This window comes from Streptomyces thermovulgaris (assembly GCF_002155915.1).
GTDB classification, from domain to species: Bacteria; Actinomycetota; Actinomycetes; order Streptomycetales; family Streptomycetaceae; genus Streptomyces; species Streptomyces thermovulgaris.
In genome coordinates this window covers 1-2,651 of sequence record NZ_MUME01000500.1, presented here as the reverse complement: position 1 = coordinate 2,651, position 2,651 = coordinate 1, and the positions used below count along the sequence as shown (strand labels likewise).

Annotated in this window: 1 protein-coding gene and 2 pseudogenes; all 3 read right to left on the bottom strand. The window is 71.1% G+C overall.

All coding sequences use genetic code 11. The features are described from left to right. A pseudogene (locus CCN35_RS29830) lies at window positions 1-307 on the bottom strand (HAD family hydrolase); the annotation flags it as partial. Window positions 308-494: 187 nt separating this feature from the next. Next, window positions 495-1,274, bottom strand: a complete 780-nt coding sequence (locus CCN35_RS26790; RefSeq protein WP_086794634.1) for a calcium-binding protein — start codon at window positions 1,272-1,274, stop codon at window positions 495-497. A gap of 160 nt (window positions 1,275-1,434) precedes the next feature. Further along, window positions 1,435-2,651, bottom strand: a pseudogene (locus tag CCN35_RS26785) (sacsin N-terminal ATP-binding-like domain-containing protein); the annotation flags it as partial.

Here is a 2,651-nt window from a genome sequence, read left to right as displayed (position 1 = left end):
CCAACCTCCGTGGACAGAACAACTAGCCCGTTCCGTCGGCACCAGGCCACGGTCTCCGTGATGCCCGAGACCAGGGGAAGTCCGTCGAGCCAGGCGAAGACCCGATCCTCGGGAACCCCCGCCCAGCCCGCCGCGTCCAGCTCTCAGGCCTGCCGGCTGTCCAGGGCACCGGAGGCGTAGGCCGCCTCGGCCGCGGCCAGCTCGTCGCGATGACCGAGGAAGCCGGCCAGAAAGACCGATGAACTCGTACCGGGGACGTGCCGTCGACATCGAAGAACACGGCACCCACAGGATCGGATGAGAACACCGGCCAAGAATGCCACTGCCGGCGAAACACCGGGGCGGAAGCGCCCCGCCCACTTCCCTCGCACGCTCTGGACGGGGCGCCGAGCGGACCGAGTCGGCCGTCGGCCCGCTGAAGGGGGTGTCCTGCGGATCGGCACCAGTCACCGGTGCCGATCCGCTCCGGGCGACACCCCAGGGTCCGACGCCGCTTACTTCACGTCGACGAAGTCACCCGCGGCGTTGACCGCCGGGGTGGTCGAGGTGCCCGCGAAGCTGTAGCGGTAGTAGCCGTCGGCACTGGCCTTCACGGTGGCCTTGAGGTCGCCCTTGGAGTTCGTCTTGACGGTCTTCAGCGTCTTGTAGGTGCTGGTGCCCTTCTTGCGGAACTGCAGCTTCACCGACTGGCCGCTGTAGCCCGCGTACGTGCCGGTGTCCCAGTTGGCGCGGGTCAGCTTGCCGGTGACCGTGATGGTCTTTCCCTTCTTCACCGGCTCCGGCGAGGCGTTGACGGTCAGCTTGGACAGACGCTGGACCTTGAAGCTCTTGGCGTTGTCCTTCTGCACGTAGTCGCCGTCCTTGGCGGCGACGACGGCCCACACCTTCCAGCTGCCGGCGACCTCGTTGATGAGGTTGTACCGCTGCTTCAGGGTGAACGTGGCCTTGCAGGTCGACGTCGTGGCGTTGACCTTGGTGCACTTGGCGGTGCCGTCGCTGCTGTTGGCGATCGCCCCGGTCTCGGCCCGGTCGATGTCCGGACCGCGGTACAGGATCGGCTGCGCCCAGGCGATGCCGGAGTTGTCCGTGGCGGTGAAGGTGACGGTGACGCTCTTGGAGCCCGTCGCGGCGACCACAACCGGCTTGCCGCCGTTCACCACGACGTTGGAGATCTTGGTGTCTCCCACCAGCTCGTCGGCGTGCGCGGCCGGGGCGACGAGAGCGGAGAGGGCCAGGGCGCCGGAGACGGCGGCCACAGTGGCTCGTATGCGCATGTGCTCCCCAAGTGGAGAAGGGGCCCCGGCTCTGGCCGTCCCCCAAAGGCTTGTCGCCGGCGCGGGGCCCGAGTGGTCGTGGAGTCTGTCCGACTCACAAGATCAGATCCACGACCGGCGCACAGGGTTGTACGGATGATGAAGTTTTTGTGAGCGTCCGTCAGTCGAACCAGCGGTCCCGTGCCAGCTCCTCCGTCCGGGACGGGTCCTCCAGCAGCGCCGCCACCTCGAAGCGGCGGGGCCACTGGCCGGCCGCCCAGGCCAGACCGGCGGCCACGCCCTCCAGGGTCGCCGCGTGCACCACGCCGTCGGAGGTCAGGCGCCAGTCCAGCTCGACGCCGTCGACGACGAGTTCCTCGTGCTCGACGTAGGTGGCGGGGGTGCGGGGGCCGAGCAGCACGCGCACCGACTCCGGCACGTCGTGTTCGGTGCCCTCGGAGTCGACCTCGCCGGTGACGGACTCGCTCAGCCGCCGTACCTGGAACAGCTCGGCCAGCTCGGCGGCCAGGGAGGGCCGCACGGGCAGCAGCGGGACCCCGGTCGTGAACGGCAGCAGGTCCGGGGAGTCGCACACCACGGCGTCGGCGGCGTCCACGACCTCCACCCGGCCGTCCACCACGGCCCGCAGCTCGTCCGGCAGCGTGACCTGCTCCGGGTCCAGCTCGGCCAGATGGCCGTAGAGGGCGTGCAGCTGGGCGGGGGTCACCGGGCGCTTGGGGTCGGCGAGCCGGTCGAGCAGTTCGGCGGCGCCGCCCGGTTCGTCCAGCAGGGCGGCGACGCTCGTGCGCACGCCCAGCGCGCGCAGCACCTGCTCGTCGTCGAAGCCGGTGGCGTCCGCCTCGTCGTACAGGCCGCGCAGCAGCGGGTCGGAGCCGGAGGCGCGCAGACCGGCCGGGCGGCGCCCGTCGAGCACCGGATGGCCGCGCAGCCACCAGGCGGTGTACGGGCGGACGGTCTCGTGGCTGCCGTCGGGCAGCAGGACCCGCACCGGCTGGACGAGGGCGTCCCTGAGCGGCGGTCGGGACAGCAGGGCGAGGGCCTCGGGCCACCGGTCGTCGTCCACCAGGTCCAGGTCCCGTACCGCCACGATCTCGGTGGCGACCGGCGGCACGGGGGTGTCCGGGAACCGGTCGAGCAGGTCCTCGCACCACACGTCGACCGCGTCGAGCAGCCCGGGGTCGTCCGGCTCGGGGTAGTCGCTCTCGCGCGGCTCGAGCTCGTCCGGGTCGAGGACGACGTCCGTGGCCCGGACGAGGGCGAAGTTCACCAGCACCCCGCATGCGGCGAGCGGCTGCTCGCCCCACTTCTCGGCCAGTTCGGCGTCCACGACCGGCAGTTCGCCCTCGCGCATGACGCGGGCGAACTGCCGGTCGTGGA